This is a genomic window from Nostoc sp. DedQUE12b, assembly GCF_034530835.1.
GTDB lineage: Bacteria > Cyanobacteriota > Cyanobacteriia > Cyanobacteriales > Nostocaceae > Nostoc.
In genome coordinates this window covers 1-23,760 of record NZ_JAVRCI010000040.1, presented here as the reverse complement: position 1 = coordinate 23,760, position 23,760 = coordinate 1, and the positions used below count along the sequence as shown (strand labels likewise).

General features: G+C 42.7%; 27 protein-coding genes and 1 pseudogene. 15 read left to right on the top strand and 13 right to left on the bottom strand.

All coding sequences use genetic code 11. The features are described 5' to 3' along the window. Positions 1 to 16: 16 nt before the first annotated feature. The 3 genes from ychF to yidD form a co-directional block, all read right to left on the bottom strand. On the bottom strand, positions 17 to 1,108 hold the full coding sequence (gene ychF / locus RMY16_RS19445) for a redox-regulated ATPase YchF (protein WP_322737794.1): 1,092 nt from the start codon (positions 1,106 to 1,108) through the stop codon (positions 17 to 19). 45 nt (positions 1,109 to 1,153) lie between these two features. Continuing rightward, a complete protein-coding gene (locus RMY16_RS19440) occupies positions 1,154 to 1,411 on the bottom strand; it encodes a hypothetical protein (protein ID WP_322737793.1) in 258 nt (85 codons plus the stop codon). Between the two features lie 199 nt (positions 1,412 to 1,610). Continuing rightward, the gene (gene yidD, locus RMY16_RS19435) at positions 1,611 to 1,847 is read right to left on the bottom strand and encodes a membrane protein insertion efficiency factor YidD (protein ID WP_012412579.1); all 237 of its coding nucleotides are present in this window, start codon (positions 1,845 to 1,847) and stop codon (positions 1,611 to 1,613) included. Between the two features lie 61 nt (positions 1,848 to 1,908). On the opposite strand from yidD, the gene RMY16_RS19430 reads away from it, so the two are divergent. Then, complete coding sequence (locus RMY16_RS19430) at positions 1,909 to 2,631, top strand: SEC59/DGK1/VTE5 family protein (RefSeq protein WP_322737792.1); 723 nt, start codon at positions 1,909 to 1,911, stop codon at positions 2,629 to 2,631. Between the two features lie 180 nt (positions 2,632 to 2,811). On the opposite strand, the gene RMY16_RS19425 is transcribed toward RMY16_RS19430, so the two are convergent. Beyond that, the gene (locus tag RMY16_RS19425) at positions 2,812 to 3,189 is read right to left on the bottom strand and encodes a hypothetical protein (protein ID WP_322737791.1); all 378 of its coding nucleotides are present in this window, start codon (positions 3,187 to 3,189) and stop codon (positions 2,812 to 2,814) included. A 129-nt stretch (positions 3,190 to 3,318) separates the two neighbouring features. Here RMY16_RS19425 and RMY16_RS19420 point away from each other — a divergent pair, with 129 nt between their 5' ends. Next, positions 3,319 to 3,507 carry a hypothetical protein gene (locus RMY16_RS19420; RefSeq protein ID WP_322660809.1) on the top strand — a complete coding sequence of 63 codons (189 nt, stop codon included), beginning with the start codon at positions 3,319 to 3,321 and terminating at the stop codon, positions 3,505 to 3,507. Between the two features lie 300 nt (positions 3,508 to 3,807). Here RMY16_RS19420 and RMY16_RS19415 read toward each other — a convergent pair whose 3' ends face one another. Beyond that, positions 3,808 to 4,710: an alpha/beta fold hydrolase gene (locus tag RMY16_RS19415; RefSeq protein WP_322737790.1), complete on the bottom strand. Its 903-nt coding sequence runs from the start codon at positions 4,708 to 4,710 to the stop codon at positions 3,808 to 3,810. A gap of 469 nt (positions 4,711 to 5,179) precedes the next feature. Between RMY16_RS19415 and RMY16_RS19410 the strand changes: the two genes are divergently transcribed. From RMY16_RS19410 to RMY16_RS19390, 5 genes are all read left to right on the top strand, one after another. Further along, positions 5,180 to 5,734 (top strand): thioredoxin family protein, encoded by a 555-nt coding sequence (locus RMY16_RS19410; RefSeq protein WP_322737789.1) that lies wholly within the window; start codon positions 5,180 to 5,182, stop codon positions 5,732 to 5,734. Positions 5,735 to 5,805: 71 nt separating this feature from the next. Then, positions 5,806 to 6,534, top strand: a complete 729-nt coding sequence (gene pyrH / locus RMY16_RS19405) for a UMP kinase (RefSeq protein ID WP_094348577.1) — start codon at positions 5,806 to 5,808, stop codon at positions 6,532 to 6,534. After that, a complete protein-coding gene (gene frr / locus RMY16_RS19400; RefSeq protein WP_322660513.1) occupies positions 6,521 to 7,069 on the top strand; it encodes a ribosome recycling factor in 549 nt (182 codons plus the stop codon). Before pyrH ends, frr begins: the two co-directional genes overlap by 14 nt. A 194-nt stretch (positions 7,070 to 7,263) precedes the next feature. Then, positions 7,264 to 8,385: a geranylgeranyl reductase family protein gene (locus tag RMY16_RS19395; protein ID WP_322737788.1), complete on the top strand. Its 1,122-nt coding sequence runs from the start codon at positions 7,264 to 7,266 to the stop codon at positions 8,383 to 8,385. Between the two features lie 76 nt (positions 8,386 to 8,461). Next, positions 8,462 to 8,887: a hypothetical protein gene (locus RMY16_RS19390; RefSeq protein WP_322737787.1), complete on the top strand. Its 426-nt coding sequence runs from the start codon at positions 8,462 to 8,464 to the stop codon at positions 8,885 to 8,887. 18 nt (positions 8,888 to 8,905) lie between these two features. Here the strand turns inward: RMY16_RS19390 and RMY16_RS19385 are convergent, their stop codons facing one another. Beyond that, positions 8,906 to 9,463, bottom strand: a complete 558-nt coding sequence (locus RMY16_RS19385; RefSeq protein ID WP_322737786.1) for a Uma2 family endonuclease — start codon at positions 9,461 to 9,463, stop codon at positions 8,906 to 8,908. Between the two features lie 122 nt (positions 9,464 to 9,585). On the opposite strand from RMY16_RS19385, the gene lysS reads away from it, so the two are divergent. Beyond that, positions 9,586 to 11,109, top strand: a complete 1,524-nt coding sequence (gene lysS / locus RMY16_RS19380) for a lysine--tRNA ligase (protein ID WP_322737785.1) — start codon at positions 9,586 to 9,588, stop codon at positions 11,107 to 11,109. A gap of 218 nt (positions 11,110 to 11,327) precedes the next feature. Here lysS and purF read toward each other — a convergent pair whose 3' ends face one another. The 4 genes from purF to RMY16_RS19360 form a co-directional block, all read right to left on the bottom strand. Then, positions 11,328 to 12,827 carry an amidophosphoribosyltransferase gene (purF, locus tag RMY16_RS19375; RefSeq protein WP_322687677.1) on the bottom strand — a complete coding sequence of 500 codons (1,500 nt, stop codon included), beginning with the start codon at positions 12,825 to 12,827 and terminating at the stop codon, positions 11,328 to 11,330. 423 nt (positions 12,828 to 13,250) lie between these two features. Further along, entirely contained in the window at positions 13,251 to 15,626 is a 2,376-nt protein-coding gene (gene purL / locus RMY16_RS19370) for a phosphoribosylformylglycinamidine synthase subunit PurL (protein WP_322737784.1), read from the bottom strand. 42 nt (positions 15,627 to 15,668) lie between these two features. Then, positions 15,669 to 16,061 (bottom strand): type II toxin-antitoxin system death-on-curing family toxin, encoded by a 393-nt coding sequence (locus RMY16_RS19365; protein WP_322737783.1) that lies wholly within the window; start codon positions 16,059 to 16,061, stop codon positions 15,669 to 15,671. Then, complete coding sequence (locus RMY16_RS19360; RefSeq protein ID WP_322737782.1) at positions 16,048 to 16,362, bottom strand: hypothetical protein; 315 nt, start codon at positions 16,360 to 16,362, stop codon at positions 16,048 to 16,050. The genes RMY16_RS19365 and RMY16_RS19360 overlap by 14 nt, the downstream gene beginning before the upstream one ends. A gap of 225 nt (positions 16,363 to 16,587) precedes the next feature. Here RMY16_RS19360 and RMY16_RS19355 point away from each other — a divergent pair, with 225 nt between their 5' ends. Then, positions 16,588 to 16,872, top strand: a complete 285-nt coding sequence (locus RMY16_RS19355) for a hypothetical protein (RefSeq protein ID WP_322737781.1) — start codon at positions 16,588 to 16,590, stop codon at positions 16,870 to 16,872. A gap of 857 nt (positions 16,873 to 17,729) precedes the next feature. On the opposite strand, the gene RMY16_RS19350 is transcribed toward RMY16_RS19355, so the two are convergent. Further along, on the bottom strand, positions 17,730 to 18,215 hold the full coding sequence (locus tag RMY16_RS19350; RefSeq protein ID WP_109007747.1) for an allophycocyanin subunit alpha-B: 486 nt from the start codon (positions 18,213 to 18,215) through the stop codon (positions 17,730 to 17,732). Between the two features lie 188 nt (positions 18,216 to 18,403). Between RMY16_RS19350 and rlmD the strand changes: the two genes are divergently transcribed. Continuing rightward, entirely contained in the window at positions 18,404 to 19,810 is a 1,407-nt protein-coding gene (gene rlmD, locus RMY16_RS19345; RefSeq protein WP_322737780.1) for a 23S rRNA (uracil(1939)-C(5))-methyltransferase RlmD, read from the top strand. Positions 19,811 to 20,199: 389 nt separating this feature from the next. Then, the gene (locus RMY16_RS19340; RefSeq protein WP_322660494.1) at positions 20,200 to 20,649 is read left to right on the top strand and encodes an anti-sigma regulatory factor; all 450 of its coding nucleotides are present in this window, start codon (positions 20,200 to 20,202) and stop codon (positions 20,647 to 20,649) included. A gap of 53 nt (positions 20,650 to 20,702) precedes the next feature. On the opposite strand, the gene RMY16_RS19335 is transcribed toward RMY16_RS19340, so the two are convergent. After that, complete coding sequence (locus RMY16_RS19335; RefSeq protein ID WP_292730277.1) at positions 20,703 to 20,981, bottom strand: DUF6439 family protein; 279 nt, start codon at positions 20,979 to 20,981, stop codon at positions 20,703 to 20,705. 112 nt (positions 20,982 to 21,093) lie between these two features. On the opposite strand from RMY16_RS19335, the gene RMY16_RS19330 reads away from it, so the two are divergent. From RMY16_RS19330 to RMY16_RS19315, 4 genes are all read left to right on the top strand, one after another. After that, complete coding sequence (locus RMY16_RS19330; protein ID WP_322737779.1) at positions 21,094 to 21,456, top strand: hypothetical protein; 363 nt, start codon at positions 21,094 to 21,096, stop codon at positions 21,454 to 21,456. A gap of 2 nt (positions 21,457 to 21,458) precedes the next feature. After that, positions 21,459 to 22,850: an asparagine--tRNA ligase gene (gene asnS / locus RMY16_RS19325; RefSeq protein ID WP_322737778.1), complete on the top strand. Its 1,392-nt coding sequence runs from the start codon at positions 21,459 to 21,461 to the stop codon at positions 22,848 to 22,850. An 81-nt stretch (positions 22,851 to 22,931) separates the two neighbouring features. Further along, a complete protein-coding gene (locus RMY16_RS19320; protein WP_322737777.1) occupies positions 22,932 to 23,162 on the top strand; it encodes a DUF2281 domain-containing protein in 231 nt (76 codons plus the stop codon). After that, positions 23,156 to 23,524 (top strand): type II toxin-antitoxin system PemK/MazF family toxin, encoded by a 369-nt coding sequence (locus RMY16_RS19315; protein ID WP_322737776.1) that lies wholly within the window; start codon positions 23,156 to 23,158, stop codon positions 23,522 to 23,524. The genes RMY16_RS19320 and RMY16_RS19315 overlap by 7 nt, the downstream gene beginning before the upstream one ends. 97 nt (positions 23,525 to 23,621) lie before the next feature. Here RMY16_RS19315 and RMY16_RS19310 read toward each other — a convergent pair. Next, a pseudogene (locus RMY16_RS19310) lies at positions 23,622 to 23,760 on the bottom strand (flagellar assembly protein H); the annotation flags it as partial.

The following is a 23,760-nucleotide window of genomic DNA, read 5'->3' as shown; positions in this document are numbered from 1 at the left end:
CACCCATTAATTACCCCTACACATTAAATCGGAACAACATTACATCTCCTTCCTGCACAACATACTCTTTCCCTTCACTGCGAACCAACCCTTTCTCCTTCGCAGCATTCATCGAACCAGTTGTTACCAAATCTTTATAAGCAACAGTTTCGGCGCGAATAAATCCCCTTTCAAAATCACTGTGGATTACACCAGCAGCTTGGGGTGCAGACATTCCGGCATTAATTGTCCAAGCGCGGGTTTCTTTGGGGCCACTAGTGAAATATGTCCGCAAACCTAAAAGCGTGTAAGTTGCCCGAATCAATGATTTCAAACCGCCTTCTTCCACACCTAAAGACGCGAGGAAATCAGCTTTATCTTCCTCTGGTAATTCCACTAATTCAGCTTCAACTTGAGCCGAAACTATCACAACTTGGGCATTTTCTGTAGCTGCAATTTGCCGTACTGTTTCGACAAAATGATTACCCGTTGCCAACTCATCCTCAGATACATTCGCGGCGTAGATAATCGGTTTATAAGTGAGCAGTTCTAATCCTTTAATAATTACTGCTTCTTCTTCATTCAAGCTTACTTGACGCACCGATTTACCTTCATTTAAAGCCGCAGCTAATTTTTCTAAAACTGTGATTTCAAACTGTGCATCTTTGTTGGTACGAGCTTGTTTGCGAGTGCGGTCAATTCGCCGTTCAATTTGTGCTAAATCTGATAAACCCAGTTCTATATTAATGATTTCAATATCTCGCGCTGGGTCAACAGAACCAGCAACGTGGATAATATCGTCATTCTCAAAACAACGTACCACATGGACGATCGCATCAACTTCCCGGATGTGGGACAGGAATTGATTCCCTAATCCCTCACCCTGACTAGCACCTTTAACTAAACCGGCAATATCGACAAATTCAACCCGCGCTGGGATAATTTGTGCCGAACTGCCAATTTTAGCAAGAACATTTAACCGTTCATCCGGTACTGCGACAACGCCGACATTCGGTTCAATCGTGCAAAAAGGGAAGTTAGCTGCTTCAGCTTTGGCATTAGCAACTACAGCATTAAATAAAGTAGATTTTCCGACGTTGGGAAGTCCGACAATTCCGGCTCTTAGCATTTTGAATTTTAGATTTGAGATTTTGGATTACATTACCAAGTTAATCTAAACAGGTTCCGGTATAGTTTGGGGAATTGTCCCTGGAACCGTCTGAGGAATGGGAGCAGGTACTGGTTCTGGTACAGGCCCCGGTAACGGTTGAGGAATCGCTGGCCCCGGTACAGGTTCGGGACTAGGTAGCGGACTCGGCTCAGGATTGGGACTAGGTAGCGGACTCGGCTCAGGATTGGGACTAGGTAGCGGACTCGGTCCAGGAGTAGGAATTTGTGGTTCAGGTATAGAAATCGCAGTAGGATTAATCATCGTAAATCTAAATTAAATTATTCAACCTTCCCACGCTAGATGACAACCTCATCTGTTGACATCTCCCCAAATAGCTATACCCACCAACACATCCTTTAATAATTTACCCCTCTTCTCATTCTCCGCGTCCCTCTGCGCTTCCCTTTGCGCCCCTCTCCGTTTAAATTTCACTCCTTAATTCCCCACAATTTGCACAAAACTACTCCTCCTTCACCTTTTCCACCACCTCTGGCACTGGATCGTAACCACCTGGATGAAACGGATGACAGCGCAAAATCCGCCGAGTTGCCATCCAGCTACCACGCAACACTCCAAATCGTTCAATAGCTTCAATAGCATACATCGAACAAGTTGGTTGAAAGCGACAAGTCGGGAGAAACAACGGCGAGATAAACATTCGGTAGCCCCGAATCAGCCAAATAAATAATAATTTCATTGCAGCTACCCAAATCTTATAAATTAGTAACAGGGGTAAAAATTTTCATTTTGTCGTATCTTTGTTAATTACATTTTCTGACTTCACCTCAATTCCGGTTTTCTGGCTGCAAATTGCGTTGGCTGTGCCCGCCGAAGGCATCGCTGCAATTTGGGTGTTACTCATCCTCCTGATTGCAGGGGTGGTAAACCGCTTTGCCGACAAGCCAGAAATCGTGCGGAAGATAGTTCATATAGGCACTGGTAACGTGATTTTAATCGCCTGGTGGCTAGATATTCCCGCCAGTGTAGGGATTACAGCTTCTATTTTAGCGAGTGCAATCACCTTATTATCTTACCGATTACCAATTCTTCCTGGTATTAATAGTGTTGGACGGCAAAGCTTAGGGACATTTTTTTACTCTGTCAGTTTCGGCATTTTAGTTGCCTGGTTCTGGTATTTACAACAACCCCAATACGCAGCACTCGGAATTTTGGTAATGACTTGGGGAGATGGATTAGCAGCCTTAATTGGGCAACGCTTTGGTAAACATAAATATAAAGTTTTTGGGACAGAAAAAAGTTGGGAAGGCTCCCTAACTATGATGCTGGTTAGCTATGTCGTCAGTAGTTTGATTTTAGTTGGAACTCAAGGAAACAGTTGGCAAACTTGGGCAGTATCACTTGTGGTGGCAGTTATAGCTACTGCTTTAGAAGCTGTTTCATTTTTAGGTATTGATAATTTGACAGTTCCTTTGGGCAGTGCAGCACTTGCCTACTTTTTAAGTCAGTTAGTTTTGAATTAGTAATTGCCTTGAGTGCTATTGCTAATTGAGCAAATAAAAGACAGTGGCAAAAATTTATTGTTAGTTAATAAATATAGCGCTTCTGGGTTGAGTCCAATACAGGTAAGAAAGTTCGTAGTAAGGACTTTAGTCCTTATTTTCTAAGCACTAAAGTGCTTACTACAAACCCTCAAAACTGATTTACTGGTTTAGCAGTCCGATCGCAATTTCAAGATACATCTTAGCCTTGTGCAAGTTAAGCAAGCTTTCTTGGTCGTATCTGTCAGGGTAGCTCATAGCCTTTCCATCCATTGTCAGCTTAATCAGCGCCGCTTGCTCATCTGTGGGTGAGTTCATCTCATCTACTACACCTTCAATAAATTGAATAACGCTAAAACCTGGTAACTTCAACCCTCTTCCTTGCCTTAGTTGAGCGAGTGCTATCTGTGGGAATGCCATTAAGGTAACAATCCAACTGGTCTTGTACCCTCCGTTCCCAGTAGGCTTCAATCCGTAACGCCTACACAAGTCTCTCAATTCAGCAATAGTTTTGATTTCGAGTTCTGACCTTGTGAACATAAAATAGAGTTACCTCTTGTAAAAGTGGTATCGGTGGTGAACTTGTTTTGTAGACTGGGTATCGCCACCGATATAAAACTCTATTCTAATGGTTTCGTTCGTCTCAAGCTATATTTACATCTCTCAACAATGCCTAATCCTAAAGGGAACCCTCAAAATTTTGAACCAGCGCAACCAAAGGGAGATAAGCCATTAACTGACCAATTGAGTTTTAGAGTTTCTAAGGAAATGAAGGAAGAGGTAAAGGCTAAGGACGATCCTCCTGAATTTTGTCGCCAAGCTATCCAAAAAGCACTAGATGAAGATAAGAAGAAGTAGTTATACCAATTTGAAAAAAGAATGGGACAAATAGACTCTTTGTAGAGACGCGATGAATCGCGTCTTTACCCAAGGATGTGTTGCAATCATTAATTGAATTGGTATTAAAAGTTTTTGGACTAAAACTTCAAGAACTATAATAAAGCCCTCCTATTAGAGAGGGCTTTATCGCTAAGTCAAACTCTTAATTTAATTAAGACCATAGTCCTATTGCCAATTTTTCGTATCGGCTCAATTAACAAAAAATAAATCTTTTTGATTATATTCAACACCATCCATTACGTGAAAATTGAGCCGAGTTTATGACTGCGATCGCTCCAAAATCCAATCGAGTAAAATCGGATTGACTAACTCCGGCGCTTCATCCTGCGGACAATGCCCCACTCCCTCTAAAGGAATAAACTTTTCTACTTGCCCAAAGTTAGCTAATTCTCTCCCTAATTTAATTGGTTCCCACGGATCGGCTGTTCCCCACAAAATAATCGCCGGACACTGTAATAGTGGCAAAAGGTCTTCAGGTAATGGGCCTGTAGAATAAGAAGTAAAAGCCAGAAACACAGCCCCAGCCCCCACATCGCTTGCTGGTGACATCAAAATATCTACCAACTCATCTGTCACCATCTCAGCATTGGCATAAGCTTGCAGCAGAATTTTCCGCACCGTTTTTGGTTTGGCGAGTTGATTGAAAAAGAAATGACCAACTGGTTTGATGGATAACAGGCGTTGCAGTAGAGGCGCTCCGTAACGACGAGATAAAGGTAAAGTTACCCGTTTGCGATCGTGCAACAGCCGTAAAGAACAGTTGAGTAAAGCAACTCCCAAGGCAATATCTGGGTTGCTGACTGCTGCTTGCATGACGACAATACAGCCAATGGAATTTCCGACTAAAAAAGCTGGCTCACCCACTACTTCACGGCAAAAATCTGCTACTTGTTGTCCCCAGGTTTCTAGAGTATAGGCAATTTTTTCACCAGGTTCAGGTTTTGCGGAAGCGCCAAAACCAATTAAATCGATCGCATAAACACGGCAATTTTCCGCTAATACCGGAATATTTTTTCGCCAGTGCCACCAAGAAGCACCAAATCCATGCACCAGGACAACAGCTGGCCCAGTAGTTCCTTGGGTTTGGTAACAGATCGGAAAATCTTGCCAAATCCAGGTTTTTGTAGAGTTAAGTGCTGTTTTTGAACTTGAGGTTGTCATGGGAAATTTGATGTAAAGAATGCTAAAAGCTTTTTAGCAGCAAGGCACAAGTAAAATTGTTTTGAATTTGCAGAAAATTTATCAGATTTTCAAAATTAATCCTTTGCTCTAGTGATAGCCTATACATATACCACAAAAGCTTATAGGCTGAATAATCCTAGCATCAAGCTGATAATTTTATCCAGTATAGAGAGTTTTCATCTTATTGATAGAGGTAATTTCCTCACAACTGAGATTATGTCAGTATTAAAAATCATAACGTTTCTAATATGAGTAATATTTGGGCTATTTTTTAGATGTGAGTGAATTAGCATCCGTGCTAGATTCAGTAGTTTCACAATTTACGATCGCAAATTTGGTCTATAAGATTGGCGAATATGAGGCATCGGCTAAGGGGTGGTTTGCAACTGGAAACTGACGCTGAATTTAACAATATTTTTCTTGTTCCTAGTTCTGCGGGCCAGAAATCATGAATCTACTAGAAACAATTGATACTCCCGTTGGGAGCTACGCACCAGATTTTGAATTGCCAGGAATTGATGGTCAAGTACACCATCTCAGGCGTTATCTTGAGAAGTTCCGAGCAGTCGGCGTTATTTCTATGTGTAACCACTGCCCTTATGTCGATCGGTATTTAGGCAGACTAAAAAACATTCAAGCCGAATTTGCCCCCAAAGGCTTCACACTAATTGGACTCAATGGTAGTAATGTTGACTACGACACTAGGTCAAGCTTTGAAAATATGAAAGCTTTTGCCCGACATCACCAGTTGAATTTCCCCTACCTGTGGGACTCAACGCAAGATGTGACCGGCAGTTTCGGCGCAACAAAAACACCAACAGCCTTTCTCATAGATACTAACGGTATAGTCCGCTATAAAGGTAAAATTGATAATCATCCCCAAGAACCATTACCAGTGGGAGAGGATTATTTGAGAACTGCGATCGCCTCTCTATTTAAAGGTGAAGAAATAGCCATAGCACAAACAGAACCAGTAGGTACTACATTGATTTGGCGTAACTAGACATAGATAGTCCCTGTAACTGTTATCTTAAATTGGAGGCAATTGCAACTTTTTTGATAAAGCGTAACTTCATGGGAACGAATTACCGACGGGTTTTACTCAAACTGAGCGGTGAAGCCTTAATGGGAAACATGGGCTATGGCATTGATCCAGAAGTGGTCAAAGGAATAGCACAAGAATTAGCAGAGGTGATAGCCACTGGTACTCAAATCGCCATAGTTGTTGGCGGCGGCAATATTTTTCGTGGCGTCAAAGCAGCGTCGGCGGGGATGGACAGGGCAACCGCTGACTATATCGGGATGATTGCCACGGTAATGAATGCCATGACGCTGCAAGATTCGCTAGAACGCATAGGAGTACAGACGCGGGTGCAAACCGCGATCGCTATGCAAGAATTAGCAGAACCATATATTCGTCGTCGTGCCATCCGTCATCTTGAAAAAGGACGGGTGGTAATTTTTGGTGCTGGTTCAGGAAATCCATTTTTTACTACAGATACGACTGCGGCATTAAGAGCAGCAGAAATCGATGCTGAGGTGATTTTTAAAGCCACCAAAGTAGATGGAGTATATGATGCCGATCCTCATATTTATCCTGACGCCAAGCGTTACAATAGCTTAACCTACGCGCACGTTTTAGCCCAAGATTTGCGGGTGATGGATAGTACTGCGATCGCCTTGTGTAAAGAAAATAATATCCCAATTCTGGTATTTGACCTAACGGTGCGAGGAAATATCCACCGAGCAGTCTTGGGAGAATCCATCGGCACCCTTGTGGGAGGTTCTTGTGAAATTAGCTGAAGCTGAAAGTACGATGCAAAAAACCGTTGAGGCAACTCAACGAGCTTTTAACTCGATTCGCACTGGTCGCGCCAATGCGAGTCTATTAGATAAGGTATTGGTGGACTATTACGGTTCGCCTACTTCCTTGAAATCACTGGCAAATATTAGCACGCCAGATGCTACGACAATCTTAATTCAACCCTACGAGCGCAACACCCTAAACATCGTTGAGAAGGCTATTTCCCTCTCAGATGTGGGTTTAACACCTAGTAACGACGGTTCTGTAATCCGGTTGAATATTCCGCCTTTAACCAGCGAACGCCGTAAAGAATTTGTCAAAATGGCATCCAAGTATGCTGAAGAGGGTCGTGTTGCTATTCGTAACATTCGCCGTGATGCTATAGACGCCATTCGCAAACAGGAGAAAGCCTCTGAAATCTCCAAAGACGAATCAAAAGACCAACAAGACAAGTTGCAAAAATTGACAAATGAGTATACTGCCAAAATAGATGCACTGTTGGCAGAAAAAGAAAAAGACATCACGACTGTTTAAAGTCTAAAGTCTTAAGTATAAAGGCTGAAGGATAATGGATAAATTCTTCAGCCTTTATCATTTCTTAAGTTATTGCATAAATCCTAGAAAAATTGATCGAGTAAGTAAGTAGACATGAATAATTAAAGTAGGAACAATTCATCAATTGCCCCTACTCGATAGAAAATAAACTAATTCTGGAGCAAAAATTCAATATGTACGACTGCATCATCGTCGGCGCTGGGCCAGCTGGTGGAACTGCTGCATATCATTTAGCCAAACAAGGTCGCTCAGTATTAGTGTTGGAAAAAGAATCTCTACCAAGATATAAACCTTGTGGTGGTGGTGTATCTCCAGCGATCGCTCAATGGTTCGACTTTGATTTTAACCCAGTAATTTCTGTAAAAGCCGACTCCCTTCGCTTTACCTGGAATTTGGGCGACCCCGTAGAAGCAAAAATCGCCACCAAAGAACCAGTGTGGATGGTGCGACGAGATATTTTTGACCATTTCCTAGTGCAGCAAGGGCAAAAGCAAGGAGCTGAACTACGAGATAATACGGAAGTAACGAGTATTGAGTTTCAAAGTGACTACTGGCAAGTTAACACAGCTAATGGCTCAGTTACAGGTCGTTACTTAATCGCGGCTGATGGTGTTAAAGGGCCAATGGCAAAATGGCTAGGCTTCAAAGATCGTAAACGCCGTTTAGCAGGAGCTTTAGAAGCAGAAGTGGCCGCAGATGTCAAGGATAAATCTACAATTCATTTCGAGTTTGGCTTGGTGAAAAACGGCTACATTTGGAACTTCCCGAAGGCGGACGGTTATTCTATTGGTGTCGGTACATTTGTCGGCGGCAAACCCCAGGATTTTAAGAAAATTTTAGATGAGTACGCGCGATCGTTTAATGTAGATATCAAAACTGGCAAGCAATATGGCTATCCTCTTTGCTTGTGGGATGGCAACCAAAAGTTGCATACTCAAAATGCAGTTTTAGCTGGGGAAGCTGCTTGTGTTGTCGATCCGATGACAGCAGAAGGCATTCGTCCGTCAATTTTTAGCGGTTTAATTGCAGCAGGAGCCATTAATGAGGCGCTTTCTGGTGATACCAACGCTTTAGAAAAATATAGCGAAGCCATTAATGAAGAATGGGGTACTGAGATGGCTTGGGCACAAAAATTAGGTGGAGCATTTTATCGCTTTCCTGGCATTGGCTACAAAGTTGGTGTTAAGCGTCCTTCCGGTGCGAAAATCATGGGTAAGATTCTGTGTGGAGAACTGCGCTATGGCGACGTTGCCGGTCGTGCCCTCAAGCGTTTAATTCCTGGTTTTGGAGGTTAATTAACCAAACAAGTTGCTTGAGCAACTTGTTAAAGGTGGGCAAACTTCCACCACTGTGTACTAGATATTTCTCAATATGGCAATTTACTTGACAAAACGGCTATCTGTGTTCGCTAATATTCTTGCTCTTGTCCTCTTCATGCCGGGAATTGCCTTAGCTGCACCCGTTCAAATCAATACTACTTCTAGCGTTATTTTCGCCCAAACTATCAAGACTGCAAACTACTCCACCTCGTCGGAGATTAACCTGACTCCTTTACAGCGCCAAGAACTCCAAGCTGTGCGTCAGAGAAGAAACAGGGAAATTGAGGCAGTGTTAAACTCAGCCCAACGTGCCCAACTTACTCACAATCTCCGGGCTGGTAATAATATCAAGCAAGCTTTAGAAAAATTAAATTTACAACCAGAACAGCAAGATTTTGTAAAGGCGATCGTGCAATTTACTAACTTGAAAATGAAAGCTATTTCATCCAGGCATCTGCTAAAAATAGCAGATAAATAAAGGTTTGATTTGTAAAAATTATGGAAACATTTGACTAATTTGGACTTCAAGTTCTGGAAATGCAATCAAGGATAATATTGCATCCTCCTGCAAAATAAATTCAAGATTGTAACCTTCTAAACCCGGTTCGCGGAAAATATAAACCTGACGCTGATTCACATCCAAAATCCAGTAGTCATTAATTCCTGCTTTCGCATAAAGAGGCGCTTTGTGTTTACGGTCTGTTTCTAGTGTTGTATCCGCTACCTCAATTAATAAAAAGATTTCATTCGGTGCAGGATGACGATCGATGTACTTTCGGGCATCAATCTGGACAACAGCGATATCTGGCTCAGGTTCCGAATATTGGCTTAACTGAATGGGATCTTGTACCCGAACTAAGGCAACTTCTGCTAGCAGCCGCTTGAGATAATCAGATGCACACAGCTTTGTCGCTGCATGGGGAGGATTTTTGGCGCTCATCGGGATAACTTGCCCGTTAATCAGTTCTACCCGTTCATCCTCTGTAATAATACCCGTTTCAAACATCCGGTGATATTCGTTTACAGTCCACAGGCGCACTCTAGTTTGTGTCATTGGATTTCCTTTAGCGATACCTACAGTGGGCTACGCCTACGCACATCACTTTTAGGCGATTATCTTTTACTCTCAACTTTGGCAGCATCTATAATTAATCTTGCCCTATTTAGTTCGTTATCATGTCGGAAGAAGATATCCGAGCCGCAAGGCTGGAAAAAGTAGAACAACTCAAGCAGCTAGGGACTAACCCTTATGCCTATCGTTGGGAATCCACCCATCATGCAGCGCAGTTGCAAGAAAAGTTTGCCGATTTATCCAATGGTGAAGAAGTCGATTTGGAAATTGCCATAGCCGGACGCATTATGGCGCGTCGCGTTTTCGGTAAATTGGCTTTTTTCACCTTGCAAGATGAAACCGGTACAATTCAGCTTTATCTGGATAAAAATCGCATCCAAGAAAGCATGGCAGATATTGATGCTGATGCCTTCAATCATTTAAAACAACTCACAGATGCAGGCGATATCCTGGGAGTTAAAGGTACTATTAAACGGACTGAAAAGGGCGAGTTATCTGTCTACGTTAAACAATATACTATCCTCACTAAATCCCTGTTGCCCCTACCCGACAAGTGGCATGGATTAACGGATGTTGCCAAGCGCTATCGTCAGCGCTACGTTGACTTGATTGTTAACCCGGAAGTGCGGCAAACTTTCCGCCGTCGCGCTCAAATTACTGCTGGTATTCGCCGCTATTTGGAACAGCAGGATTTTTTGGAAATTGAAACTCCAGTTTTGCAAAGTGAGACTGGGGGTGCAGATGCGCGTCCATTTATCACCTACCACAACACTTTAGAAATGGAGTTGTATTTGCGAATTGCCACAGAACTCCATCTCAAGCGGTTGATTGTGGGTGGTTTTGAAAAGGTGTTTGAATTGGGGCGAATTTTCCGCAATGAGGGAATTTCGACTCGACACAATCCCGAATTTACGACGATTGAAATTTACCAAGCCTATGCCGACTACAACGATATGATGGCGTTGACTGAAGGGATTATTACTACTGTCGCCCAAGAGGTACTCGGCACATTGCAAATCACCTACCAAGGAGAACCGATAGATTTAACACCACCTTGGCGACGAGTAACAATGCACGATTTAGTTAAAGAATTTACAGGCTTGGATTTTAATTCGTTCCAAAGTTTGGAAGAAGCAAAAACAGCAAGTAAAAATGCTGCTATCCCTGGTATAGATGAAGCTCAATCAATTGGTAAGTTACTAAATTTAGCCTTTGAAGAGAAAGTAGAAGCCAATTTAATTCAACCTACCTTTGTAATTGATTACCCTGTAGAAATTTCGCCCTTAGCAAAACCTCACCGTTCTGTGCCTGGTTTGGTGGAAAGATTTGAGTTATTTATAGTCGGGCGAGAAACTGGGAATAGTTTCTCAGAACTTACCGATCCCATCGACCAAAGAGAACGTTTAGAAGCACAAGCGGCGCGGAAAGCTGCTGGTGATTTAGAAGCCCAAGGTGTAGATGAAGACTTTCTCACCGCTTTGGAATATGGGATGCCGCCTACAGGTGGTTTAGGGATTGGGATCGATCGCTTGGTGATGTTATTAACCGATTGTGCCAGTATTCGGGATGCGATCGCTTTCCCCTTACTCAAGCCAGAAAAATCAGAATCATCCCCAGAAGAATCCTAATCTTACACCCCATTCCTTAATCCCCTCCTTGTTTGCGGGGCTACAGTGTACACACATCCTGTCAATTAAGCCCAAACCTTGGATTTACCCCCCTTAATCCCCCCTTGCAAAGGGGGGAAATCGGTTCTCCCCCTTACCAAGGGGGAGTTAGAGGGGGTGAGAAGGACTTGTGTGTACACCGTAGCTTTGGCGGGGTGGGGTTCTTCTGTTTGAAGCCCTTACACCACTACCTTTTCTAAAATCAGCTTAGAACGTTTCACTTGCTCAGGAATCACCACAGGATAATCTCCGGTGAAGCAGGCAGAACAGAAACTATTGGTGTCTTCTCGTGTCGCTTCTAGCATTCCTTCCCAACTCAGATAGGCAAGGCTGTCTACTTCCAGTTGCTTGGCAATTTCTGCTACTGACTTGGTAGCAGCAATTAGCTGATCTTGAGAATCGGTATCGATGCCATAGAAGCAGGGATGAGTTACAGGCGGAGACGAAATTCGCATGTGTACCTCTACTGCACCTGCTTCACGCAAAGTTTTGACTAGTTTACGGCTGGTAGTACCCCGTACAATCGAATCATCTACAATAATTACTCGTTTACCTACCAGCACATCTTTAAGGGGGTTGAGTTTCATCCGCAGACCCGATTCCCGCATGGTTTGGGTTGGTTGAATGAAGGTTCGCCCAACATAGCGATTTTTAATCAGTCCTTCGCCGTAAGCGACACCAGACGCTTGGGAAAATCCAATAGCAGCAGGTATACCAGAATCAGGAACACCAAAGACAATATCGGCATCTACAAAAGATTCTTTAGCTAGCTGGTGTCCTAATCGCATTCGATAGCTGTACAAACTCTCGTTGTGCATGACGCTATCAGGGCGGGCAAAGTAAATCATTTCAAAGATACACAATTTCCGCTCAGATTTTTGACTCCAATGATAAGAAGCTAAACCTTCTTCAGTAATCCAAACTAATTCACCTGGTTCTACGTCTCGCAGGTATTCGGCTCCAATGATGTCTAAACCACAAGTCTCCGAAGCCAAAACGTAACGGACTGGATTACCAGCCAAAGTGCCGATTACTAAGGGGCGGATTCCATTAGGATCGCGGACACCCATAACGCCGACGGGAGTGCCAATAACTAAACTAAAGGCTCCTTGACAACGTTGAAATGCCTGAATTCCACCTTCTAGCCAATCAGCGCCCGTATCTATGGCTTCTGCGATCGCAAAAGCGATCATTTCTGAGTCTGTTGTTGTCACTAAGTTACATTTATTCTCAAGTAACTCTTGACGTAGTTGCACAGTATTGACTAAATTACCATTGTGTGCAAGAGCTATTGAACCTAAACGGGTTTCTAGTACTGCGGGTTGGGCATTAACTTTGCGGCTAGAACCTGTGGTGGAATAACGAGTGTGACCAACAGCAAGACTACCAGGCAATTGATCCAAGACAGATTCATTGAAGACTTGAGACACCAAACCCATGTCTTTGTGGAGATGTACCTTTGTCCCCTCAAAGGTGGCAATACCAGCTGATTCTTGACCCCGATGCTGGAGGGCATACAATCCAAAGTAGGTCAGTTTAGCAACGTTTTCTCCTGGGGCGTAGATGCCAAAAACACCACAAGCTTCTTCTGGCTTGTCAGGTTGATTTTCATGACTATTGATTGGGTTGTTGGTCTGGTCGGGGTATTCATCCGAAGTGACAGAATGAATAGAAATCATGCTAGCTTTGCTCCTGGTGGGGGGGTCAATCAATTTTGGATTTGAGACTTCGGCTACACTCAGTCGAACTATTGACGATAGCGGAGCGTAAAGCCTTCGGCATGGCTTCGCTTAGAGCGAGTCCGCGTTCGCGCAGCGTCTCGTAGAGAGCGTCTTTTGGATTGATCGCACCCTGGTAAAGATGCGGCTTGGGATTTTAAAATGGCTATTTTAGATTTTTTGCCCAGTAAGAGCAAGATATGAACTAGAAGCAACGCCCCTAATCCAAAATCTAAAATCCAAAATCTAAAATTGGTAGTCAGTCACTGGGATTATATAAATGGCTGGGGAGTTCTTAACAAATCTTTAACCATCCATTAAAACAGTACCCTAATTTTGCTCAGAGACGCTAATAGTTGTGAGTGAAGTTTAAATACTCAGCATTCAGCGCTCAGAAATAGTGGTATGGATGGCGAGACGTTTGGTGATCGCATGGAAGTAGCGATCGTTCATATCTTCGATACTAACTTTGATTAAGGTTTGGTTATCAGTGGTGAAAACCCCCAAACCAGTCTCAAAATTACTAACTACACCCAGTTTTTGCCATTCTTGACTCAAATGTTCCTGTAAATATGATTCCCAAATTTCTTGTTGTGCTGATGCTACAGAAACTAAAATTCTGGCACCACCTTCGGCAAACAACACCTCGTCTAAGCGGTTTAACTGTGTTGGTGCTATTTCTAAATTGATTTCCGCACCAAGATTGCCAGCAAGGCAAGATTCGGCTAGTGCGATCGCCACTCCTCCTTCAGCAGAATCGTGGGCTGAACGTACCCAACCATTACGAATTCCTTCACGGCAAACTTTCTGTACACGGCGTTCCAAGTCAAAATCTACCCGTGGTGGTTTTCCGGCAACAGTATTGTGGATAGTGGCTAAATATTCAGATCCCCCCAAACTGATTTGGGATGCCAAAGGCAATCCGAGAAGATAAATCACATCGCCGGATGCTTGCCAACCTTGACCACAAATTTTGGTTATATCAGGAATCAAACCCACCATACCCACCACGGGAGTGGGATAAATGGGTTGTGGGTTGCCTTGAGAATCAAGAGTTTCATTGTATAAAGAGACATTACCACCTGTCACTGGTGTCGCCAATTCTCGGCAACCTTCCGCCAAACCGCGACAAGCTTCTGCCAATTGCCAGTAACCAATGGGTTTTTCTGGAGAGCCAAAATTTAGATTATCCGTCACCGCTAGAGGTTCTGCACCCACACAGCTAAGATTGCGTGCAGCTTCTGCCACCACTGCCTTAGCCCCTTCGTAAGGGTCAAGATATACATAACGAGGATTGCAATCTACCGTCGCCGCCACTCCTGATTTGAGATTTGGGATTTGGGATTTGAGATTTGGGATTTCTTCAAGAGCGCGCAAACGGATAACAGCCGCATCTGCGCCACCTGGAAGCATTACTGTATTATTTTGTACCTGATGGTCATACTGACGATATACCCAATTTTTAGAAGCGATCGTCGGTGTATCGAGCAAAGTTAAGAGAATATCATTCCAACTTTGCAGTCCTCCTGAAAGTTCTATTCCAGCAGTTGTAGAAGGAGGTAGAGAATCAGCAGTCCATTCCCAAGCTTGACGCGCATATTCTGGTGCTTCTGCCAATAACTCCCGGTTATATAGTGGGGTATTCTCCGCCAAAGCTTCAGCGGGAATTTCTGCTGCTACTTCACCCTGAAAGAGAATTCGCACAATCGGATCGGCGATGACTGTACCAGCAACAACGGCTTGAAGTCCCCACCGATGGAAAATGTCAATTAATTCTTGCTCGCGCCCTTTATGAGCAACAAACAGCATTCGCTCTTGAGATTCCGAAAGCAGATATTCATAAGGAACCATCCCCATTTCTCTGACGGGAATCTTATCTAAATCTAGTTCAATTCCCACACCGCCTTTTGCTGCCATCTCTGAGGTAGAACAGGTGATTCCCGCTGCTCCCATATCTTGAGCGGCGACAACTGCACCCGTTTTAAACGCCTCCAGACAAGCTTCAATCAACGACTTTTCCAAAAAGGGATCGCCCACTTGTACAGCAGGGCGATCGTCTATGGATTGATCGCTCAATTCTGCACTAGCAAAACTCGCGCCTCCCATACCGTCGCGCCCAGTGGTAGAACCAACATACAATACGGGGTTGCCTAAGCCAGATGCTCCAGATTTGACGATTTCTGAGGTTTCCATCAACCCCAATGCCATAACGTTCACCAGAGGATTACCAGAATAGGCAGAGTCAAAGTAAACTTCGCCGCCAACAGTAGGTACTCCCACACAATTACCATAATGAGAGATTCCTGCCACCACACCGCTAAACAGTCGTTGGGTTTTGGGATCTTCTAAGGAACCAAAGCGTAACGAGTTTAATAGGGCAATGGGACGCGCACCCATTGTAAAAATATCTCTGAGAATACCTCCGACTCCCGTTGCGGCTCCTTGAAAGGGTTCGACCGCTGAGGGGTGGTTGTGGGATTCAATTTTAAAAGCTAGTTGGAGTCCATCACCCAAGTCTACAACACCAGCATTTTCACCAGGCCCCACGAGGATGCGGGGGCCATCAGTGGGAAATTGTTTGAGTAAAGGTCGAGAATTTTTATAACAGCAATGCTCAGACCACATCACGCCAAACATTCCCAGTTCAGCTTTGTTGGGATGACGGCCTAGCCGACGGACAATTTCTGCGTATTCTTCTGGTTTAAGACCTTCAGCAGCAATTTCTTGGGGGGAAAAGGCTGGTTTTGAGGTTGCAGTCATGGAAGTAATGCACTCTGGGGGACAGAGCATTATTCTATCGATTTACTTGCCCTGTAAGTGCAGTTCCAGAAATGTAGATAATTCTTCTTTGGATATTTCTTTCTGAACTACTTGAATCACCAAGTTGTAAGCTTGCTCTTGAGATAGGTTGAGAGTGTAGCCATTTAAGCTCAAAAAAGTAAGCATAACAGCGAAAGCGGTACGCTTATTGCCATCAATAAACGGATGGTTCATTGCTAAATGGTATAGGTACGCTGTTGCTTGCTCGTGAATTGTTGGATGGAGAAGTTCACCGCCAAAAGTAGCTTGAGGTTGTGCCAGTGCTGAATCTAGCAAACCTTCGTCTCTAACACCTGATGTTCCACCAAATCTTTGAATTTGGCGTTGGTGAATATTTAAGACTTGAGAAATAGTGAGAAATTTAGGAGTCTGCAAGCTGAAGGAATACCTCTTCCCATTTTTTTTCAACTGCTAAGTAAGCCTGCCATACTTCTTCATCTGAGGCAATCTGATTTGAGGCAGTATTTTCTAATTTGTCTTCATTTTGTTCAATCTCGCGGAAAGATTGGGCAAAATCAGGAATATTTAATAATACTTTTTCAGTAACTTCGTTTTCTTCTGTTTCTTGCAAATAAGCCAGAAACGCAACTGCTAATCGCAACTTTTCAATAGAAAGTTGACGCAAACGGCTTTCGGCTTCTGATAAATAATTGCTGTGCTTTTGTTCTATTGCCATCGTTACCCCAAGCTAGGTTTTTTGCCAGTTGTGAATCACTTGTGCTGCTAACTCTAGCTTATTGCGTTATCGTGATTTTCTCAATAGAAAGCAACTGCAAAAATACGTAATTTCCTAGCCAAAGCTTAAGGTTGATAATTATTTGAGTAATCTTACTATTTTAATACAGAAAGGCTTATTTGTAAAATTAAGCTTAACTAAATGCAACATTATTGAAGTAGTAAAATGAATTTTCCTATAATCTTTATTCAGGCTTGTCACAGTCCTAATCCATTGGAATGGACTATTGTTATTGCTATAGTCGGCGCAATTTCAGTTGGTTCGGGTATAGCTGCTACTGGGATTGTTTCTATTGCAAGTACAGTAATAGCAATGCTTATAGCAGGAGCTAGTATGGAGGCGATATCAGCAACAGTAGGAGCAATGCTTAGTACAATTGGTGCAACCACCGCATCATTGGAATTAGTAGCTGTGTTGGTGAATAGCATTAAAAGTATTTTGGGATGCTAATTAATTTATGTTGTAAAACACGATGCCTACGGCGGCAAGCTACGCAATTTTACTTCCTGTAGATTGAAGCGCGATCGCTCTTCAATTTAAACTCTAACTAAATACTTGTATTTCCATCTTGGTAAATATTGGCAGTAGATGCTTATACAGCTTTTATTACAAGCAAACTTGTTTCTTGGATGGAAGGGTAGTACAACCCCAAAATGCACTCAACAGGATTATTCCGATCATGAAATAGACAAAATTAAGATCATTAGCACACAAAATGCTTTAGTCTGTAAAGATAACTTTATTTTTTAATATTGGTGAAATTTCTAGCTCCTTTACTTACGTGAGTCTAGTCTCACTCAGAGATTATTCGGGTATATGCAGTTTAGATGTAACAATCAAGTGACGAGAATCACACATATCGATGATTAGGATCGTCTCCCAGCGATTGGTAACTAGGCATAATTAATGACAACTGAACTCTAGCCGAGTCATTAATAGGGAACACACTTAATAGCCGACAGCCTTAATCAAGGACTGTCGGTTTTTTGTATCTATATTGTTTTTGTCTTTTGAGCAATGCCCTTCAAGAGTCCTGAGTAATGAGTGCTGAGTGCTGAGTAGGGAAAATTTAAACTCGGAACTCGGAACGGGCTAAACGCCCCGCTACCTCTAACGAAACTGTTTTGCCCCATACCTATAAATTTCCCCACAACTGGTTGGTAACTTGACAGAGATTTTGCCACAGCCACTACCAAATGTGGGGAAGGTATGATCAAATTGGGGATTTTATGCCTATCGAGTGCTAATACCTCGCACTCACTTTAGTAGACCGGAAGTATATTCCTAGAACCAGCACACACTTTGTATTAAGACATCGCTTGAATGATGTAATCAAAGTAAGGTGCTGCTTCGGCAGCGTCTTCCGCACTTAGCAAGCTCAGGGAGGCTGTTTTGAGGGAATTGATCGCTTCTACCATTCCAGGCACGGGAACGCCCAATGAATTGTACATTTCCCGCACACCAATCAAACCGATTTTTTCGATTGGCTCTTTGTCACCGGCAAGTACACCATAAGTAATTAGGCGTAAGTACCAGCCAAAATCACGGATACATAGAGAGCGTTGGCGTTCACCGTAAGCATTACCTCCAGGGGAGATAAAGTCAGGACGCTTCTGCCAAAGTTGTTTAGTTGCTTCTTGAACGATCTTCTTTTCGTTTTCGGCTAAGGTAGCCGCAATCCGCGTCCGTTGTACGCCGGTTTCCAAAAAGTCTTTGATATTTTTAAGTTCGCCACTGCTGGGATAACGCAGTTCGTCGTCGGCTTTGAGAATAACTTGGCTAATTACAGTCATGATGATTGAAATCACCTGAAATATTATCTGTTAGTTTAGCGAGTTGGAGGTACACAAGTGAAGGGATCGGAGTTACTTATGTATTGAATTTATCTATTTGGGGAGAGTAGGGAGCAGGGGGAGCAAGAAAAAATAACTAATACCCAATGCCCAATAACAAATGACCAATGACCAATGACCAATGACAAATGACTAAAATAATTTGGCAACAGGGTGAATTAATCGAAGTGACGATCGCTAACCTGAGTGATACAGGCGATGGTGTAGGACGCGCTGATGAACGTGTAGTGTTTGTCCCAGATACTGTCCCAGGTGATCGCGCTATTGTCCGCTTAGTACACGTTAAACCTAAATACGCCCACGGCAAGCTCCAGGAGCTATTGGAACCATCCCCCCAACGTATCCGACCTAGTTGCATTGTGGCGGATAAGTGTGGTGGTTGCCAGTGGCAGCATATTGATTATGACTACCAGCTACTAGCCAAGCAAAATCAAGTTATCCAAGCAATGGAGCGCATTGGCGGTTTTGTCCAACCACCGATAGATCCGGTACTCGTCGCCCCTTCTGCTTTAGGCTACCGTAATAAATCTACATATCCTTTAGGTATATCCGCAACGGGACAAGTACAAGCTGGTTACTATCAAAAAGGTAGTCACCAATTAATTAATTTAAATCAATGTCCAGTCCAAGATGCGCGATTAAATCCCTTACTTGCCGAAGTTAAGCAGGATATTCAACAGCGAGGTTGGCGAATCTATGACGAACAGCGCCATCTTGGACAAATTCGCCATCTTGGTTTACGCATTGGCCGACATACTGGGGAAATGTTGCTGACTTTGGTGGTGAAGGACTGGAATTTATCAGGAATTGAAACCCAAGCCCAGGAATGGTTAAAGCGCTATCCGCAGTTAGTGGGAGTGTCGCTCAATCGCAATAGCGATCGCACAAATGCTATCTTTGGATCAGAAACCCGTTGCATCGCTGGAGTACCCCACCTGCGTGAAAATTTTGCTGGACTGGAATTTCAAGTACGCCCAGATACATTTTTCCAAGTGTATACCGAAACAGCAGAGGCACTATTACAGGTAATTCAATCAGAACTCAATCTTCAAGGGCATGAGTTCCTAGTTGATGCCTACTGTGGTATTGGGACTTTAACTTTACCCCTGGCCAAAAAAGTACGAATTGCTACAGGATTAGAAGTGCAAGCAGCAGCAGTAGAACAAGCAATTTTGAATGCCCACCGTAACGGAATTGATAATGCAACATTCCAAGCCGGGGCAGTAGAGAAATTGCTTCCCCAAATGGGCACAATACCAGAAGTAGTAATACTCGATCCGCCACGTAAGGGGTGCGATCGCGCAGTCATAGACACTTTACGGCAATTGAAACCATCTCGGATCGTTTACGTCAGCTGTAAAGTAGCTACCCTCGCCCGTGACCTGAAATTGCTTTGTCAAGATGGGCAATATACCATAACACGGGTACAACCTGCTGATTTTTTTCCTCAAACTGCTCATGTTGAAACTGCCGCCTTTCTTGTGCTATCACATTTTGACAAGGGTAGTAATTCCTTCAAAAAAACTGAAATTTGAAAATTTTAGTCTAGTGCATACTAAAGATGCTAAAATTGAATTAAGCCAAAAATAAAAATTCATTTTGTTTAAATAAATTCAAGTTGCATGGGTTCTTAAAAAGATGAAGAAGATTGCGTAAATTATAAATCGGCAACTAACTAGAGTATGCCAATACTCTGTAAAATTAACAGCATATTCTTAATTTGCTGACCTCATTATCAAATTTATTCCAGCCGATATATCTAAACAATCCCAATTCATAGTTATAGAGCCAATGCTCCCTAGCATTTTCAAAATTTAGTTTTAAAGACGCAAGTTTGAAGGCAGCATGACCACCTCAAGTTTTGTCAGGGTGACTGTAATAGCAAACTGATGTCTAGCTAACTGAAAGCTATGGGGTTTCTCTTGTGATTACTATTTCACTTCGTCCAGTTGGACGTTATTGGGGCACTATTAGTTTTGCCTCAACCCTCTACCTTTGTCCCATCTTAGACTTATTGTTGGCAGAAATTCCAGCAAAATTACAAGCAGAACTGCGTCTAGGACTTCAAGAAGCCCTAGTAAATGCAGCTAAACATGGTAATAATCTAGATCCGAGTAAAACAGTTGTAGTTCGTTTTTCCGTAATAGATAATCAATATTGGTGGATAATATCAGACCAGGGTAGTGGCTTTACTCCTTCATCTACTATTAATGAAGAACCAACAGACTATCTTCCACCAGATGAGTCAGAAAATGGTCGTGGTTTATGTCTTCTGCATCAAATTTTTGATCAGGTAGAGTGGAACCGCAAAGGCACAGAATTGAGGCTTTGTAAACAAATGGAAAATCGCCGAGGATTATCTCTGCGGCGATGATGTAGTTAGGAGTTAGGAGTTAGGAGTTAGGAGTTGAATAATAATTCAAACTCCTAACTTTTCCCGTGAGTTGGACAGGGAGGGGCAGAAATAGAGCGATCTAACCAACCAACTGCCTGTTGCAATCTTGCTTGAGCTTCTTCTGGCTGATTCTTTAAAAGATACACAATTGCTGCTGCCACTTGTTCATTAGCACGGGAATTACGGTTAGACTTGAGGCGATGCCAATCGTTAGGGGAAATAGTCAGCCTTTCCATGAGGGCTTGAGCTAGTTCCAGAGTACTAAGTTCATTCAGTTGACTGGTTTTAGGCAGCTGAGTAGATTGAGACATAATTATGAGTGCTGAGTGCTGAGTGCTGAGTGCTGAGTGCTGAGTCAAAAACTCATAGTTTTAATTTTGACTATTGGCAGACTGCTCTTTAATCTTAGTTTACTACTTGTAAATGAAGCCGCCTAAACAATTACAGCCGTCAGCAGAAAATCCCGAACCAGATTTTGAAGAAGAACTAGAGGAAGTAGAGCGATCGCTCCTATCCTTAAAAGAACGTTACGATCAAGTGCAACGCGATCGCCAACAACAGGCACAATGGCAACAGCGCCGGGATCAACTAAAGCACAATAAATCTCAGACACCAGAAATCAAAGCAGAGTTACGGCACATTCAACAGCAGTTGGAAAGGCTAGAAGTGAACTTAGAAAGCCAGTTATTTTCTTGGCGTAGCCTGAAAAAACCTTTCTGGCAAGTCGTCCGCTTTGGTGGAATGGGCGTTATCATAGGCTGGATATTAAAGTCTTATGCTGGGTAAATATGGTAAATCGACGGATTGCAGAAATATTGCGAAGTGGCCAACCTGATGAGTCTCTCCAAGTTCAAGGCTGGGTGAGGACAAAACGTGAGTCAAAAGGATTTGCTTTTATCGAAGTCAATGACGGCTCATCGCTAGCTAATTTGCAAGTCGTCATTAATCAGGATTTGCCAGATTACGAAGCTATATTAAAAAAATTGAATACAGGTGCTGCTGTCGAAACGACAGGGGTACTAGTAGCTTCTCTTGGTAAAGGACAGCGAATTGAGTTGAAAGCCGAGACAGTGAAAGTTTACGGCGAAGCCGATCCCGATACATATCCCCTGCAAAAGAAACGCCATTCCTTTGAGTTTCTGCGAACCATTGGACATTTGCGATCGCGTACTAATTCCTTTGGTGCAGTTTTCCGCGTTAGAAATGCTTGTTCGACAGCAATTCACCAATTTTTCCAACAAAGAGGCTTTTTGTGGGTACACACACCCATTATCACCGCTAGCGATTGCGAAGGCGCGGGTGAACTGTTTAGCGTTACCAGTTTAGATTTAAAGAATATTCCCCGCACAGAAAACCAAGCAGTAGATTACAGCCAAGACTTTTTTGCTAAACCCACATACTTAACAGTTAGCGGCCAGTTGGAAGCGGAAGTGATGGCGATGGCGTTTAGCAACGTCTACACCTTTGGCCCTACCTTCCGTGCAGAAAACTCCAACACCTCGCGCCACCTAGCAGAATTTTGGATGGTTGAGCCAGAAATGGCTTTTTGTGACTTAGAAGGCGATATGGATTTAGCTGAGGCGTTTCTCAAACATATCTTTAACTATGTTTTGGAAACTTGCCCAGAAGACATGGAATTTTTCAATCAGCGCATTGATAATTCTGTTTTAGCAACAGCTGAAAATATTATTAACAATCAATTTGAACGCTTAACTTACACAGAAGCGATCGCACTTTTAGAAAAAGCTGATGTCAAATTTGAATATCCTGTAAGCTGGGGCTTAGATTTGCAATCAGAACACGAACGTTATTTGGCTGAACAATTATTTAAAAAGCCAGTAATCGTCACAGATTATCCAGCGAAAATTAAAGCTTTTTATATGCGCTTGAACGACGATGAAAAAACCGTCCGCGCAATGGATATTCTTGCGCCGAAAATTGGCGAAATTATTGGTGGTTCCCAGCGGGAAGAACGCCTAGAAGTCCTAGAACGTCGCGTAGTAGCGCAAGGAATGAAGCCAGAAGATTTATGGTGGTATCTAGATTTGCGTCGTTATGGTACCGTTCCTCACGCTGGTTTTGGTTTGGGTTTTGAACGACTCGTGCAATTTATGACTGGTATGGCAAATATTCGTGATGTAATTCCCTTCCCACGTACACCGCAAAGTGCTGAGTTTTAGTTAAGATTTGACACATGGCAATAGAAATAACTAAGTCTTTGACTATTGTGGATTGAGAGAAATTACCGCGAACAATTTATCATGAGTATACAAGATAAAACCATTGGTAAAATCCGGCAAATGCCAGAATATTTAGTTCAAGAAGTGAGTGATTTTATAGACTTCCTATTAATGAAGCATAGTAGTAATAACTGGGAATTATGGCTTCAATTTAGCGAGTCGATGGAAATAGTAGAATCAGATTTTTCTGACTATTTATCTAATTTAGAAGATTATGAAGAACGCTTGGCTCGTGGGGAAATTCAGTGGTAGATATCACCCGAGGGGATGTGGTTTTGTGCGATCTCAATCCCGTTGTTGGTACAGAACAAGCCGGAATTAGACCTGTTGTAGTGGTGCAAATCGATCGGGCAAATGCTGTTAGTCCTCATACAATCATTGCACCATTCACCTCAAAAATTAGACGTGCTATTTTAGGCTCTCATGTGTTTATACCAGCTGGTATCGGTGGTTTAAGCCAAGATTCTGTAGTGCTTTGCGAGCAACTTCGAGTTGTTGATAAATCAAGAATTATCAGAGTGATTGGTCATTTAGATGAGAATTATTTAGATAACTTGGCAATAGCTTTGTGTACTATCCTTGGCTTAAGGATTACAAATAATGATGATGATTGATAGTGCTGTTATGGTACTTAAGTTGACACCAACGTAATCTTGTCTTGCCTAACTTGTACCTCAGCAAAATAATAAATGCTATGACGATTAGTTAAAATTAAGATTTTTGAATTTCTTGTTGTAAAACTTGAATTTGCTCAATAGATAATTCGGTAACTTCGGCAATTTGTTCTAAACTCATGCCAATTCGCAACAAATTTAAAGCCAACTTTCTTGTTGTTTCTGCTTTACCTTTG

Coding starts and splice junctions, on each gene's coding strand:
- ychF (WP_322737794.1), bottom strand. CDS start 1,108: ATGCTAAGAGCCGGAATTGTCGGACTTCCCAACGTCGGAAAATCTACT.
- RMY16_RS19440 (WP_322737793.1), bottom strand. CDS start 1,411: ATGATTAATCCTACTGCGATTTCTATACCTGAACCACAAATTCCTACT.
- yidD (WP_012412579.1), bottom strand. CDS start 1,847: ATGAAATTATTATTTATTTGGCTGATTCGGGGCTACCGAATGTTTATC.
- RMY16_RS19425 (WP_322737791.1), bottom strand. CDS start 3,189: ATGTTCACAAGGTCAGAACTCGAAATCAAAACTATTGCTGAATTGAGA.
- RMY16_RS19420 (WP_322660809.1), top strand. CDS start 3,319: ATGCCTAATCCTAAAGGGAACCCTCAAAATTTTGAACCAGCGCAACCA.
- RMY16_RS19415 (WP_322737790.1), bottom strand. CDS start 4,710: ATGACAACCTCAAGTTCAAAAACAGCACTTAACTCTACAAAAACCTGG.
- RMY16_RS19410 (WP_322737789.1), top strand. CDS start 5,180: ATGAATCTACTAGAAACAATTGATACTCCCGTTGGGAGCTACGCACCA.
- pyrH (WP_094348577.1), top strand. CDS start 5,806: ATGGGAACGAATTACCGACGGGTTTTACTCAAACTGAGCGGTGAAGCC.
- RMY16_RS19395 (WP_322737788.1), top strand. CDS start 7,264: ATGTACGACTGCATCATCGTCGGCGCTGGGCCAGCTGGTGGAACTGCT.
- RMY16_RS19390 (WP_322737787.1), top strand. CDS start 8,462: ATGGCAATTTACTTGACAAAACGGCTATCTGTGTTCGCTAATATTCTT.
- RMY16_RS19385 (WP_322737786.1), bottom strand. CDS start 9,463: ATGACACAAACTAGAGTGCGCCTGTGGACTGTAAACGAATATCACCGG.
- lysS (WP_322737785.1), top strand. CDS start 9,586: ATGTCGGAAGAAGATATCCGAGCCGCAAGGCTGGAAAAAGTAGAACAA.
- purF (WP_322687677.1), bottom strand. CDS start 12,827: ATGATTTCTATTCATTCTGTCACTTCGGATGAATACCCCGACCAGACC.
- purL (WP_322737784.1), bottom strand. CDS start 15,626: ATGACTGCAACCTCAAAACCAGCCTTTTCCCCCCAAGAAATTGCTGCT.
- RMY16_RS19360 (WP_322737782.1), bottom strand. CDS start 16,362: ATGGCAATAGAACAAAAGCACAGCAATTATTTATCAGAAGCCGAAAGC.
- RMY16_RS19355 (WP_322737781.1), top strand. CDS start 16,588: ATGAATTTTCCTATAATCTTTATTCAGGCTTGTCACAGTCCTAATCCA.
- RMY16_RS19350 (WP_109007747.1), bottom strand. CDS start 18,215: ATGACTGTAATTAGCCAAGTTATTCTCAAAGCCGACGACGAACTGCGT.
- rlmD (WP_322737780.1), top strand. CDS start 18,404: ATGACTAAAATAATTTGGCAACAGGGTGAATTAATCGAAGTGACGATC.
- RMY16_RS19335 (WP_292730277.1), bottom strand. CDS start 20,981: ATGTCTCAATCTACTCAGCTGCCTAAAACCAGTCAACTGAATGAACTT.
- RMY16_RS19330 (WP_322737779.1), top strand. CDS start 21,094: ATGAAGCCGCCTAAACAATTACAGCCGTCAGCAGAAAATCCCGAACCA.
- asnS (WP_322737778.1), top strand. CDS start 21,459: ATGGTAAATCGACGGATTGCAGAAATATTGCGAAGTGGCCAACCTGAT.
- RMY16_RS19320 (WP_322737777.1), top strand. CDS start 22,932: ATGAGTATACAAGATAAAACCATTGGTAAAATCCGGCAAATGCCAGAA.